General features: G+C 60.9%; 1 protein-coding gene. It reads left to right on the forward strand.

Annotation, left to right across the window (positions count from 1 at the left end; genetic code table 11):
• Positions 1–102: 102 nt before the first annotated feature.
• Positions 103–384 (forward strand): hypothetical protein (locus D7Y04_RS46320; protein ID WP_233601895.1); only part of this gene is annotated, 282 nt, incomplete at its 3' end.

Genomic DNA, 384 nt, shown 5'->3' on the forward strand with positions numbered 1-384 from the left:
CGTCGGGTGACAGGAGTGGCGGACTATGACCCGTACGGGCACGTGAACCGGACGACGCTGGTGGCGGACTCGCCTGTGCTGGGGACTGGGCAGAATGCTCTCATGGTGACGGCCCAGGTTCCGAAGTCGAGTGCATTGGTGTCGCAAGTGAGAGCACGTTTCCCGCTGCTGGATGTTCAGGGAATCAGTGGCGTGTACTTGGCGGATGGGAGCGGAGTGTTGCTGAACGATGTGAATGGCCAATCGTCTCTGCTGAGTAACGTGACAATGGCCGGGGCCATTTCGAGCTGGGTGGTGCCGAGTTCAATCGGAACAGTGCAGGTGCGCTACCAGTCCGCGTCAACCTTGGGGGAAACCCAAGAGGCGGCACTCGGGAGTGTGGAG

Source organism: Corallococcus sp. AB038B, assembly GCF_003668955.1.
Taxonomy (GTDB): Bacteria; Myxococcota; Myxococcia; order Myxococcales; family Myxococcaceae; genus Corallococcus; species Corallococcus exiguus.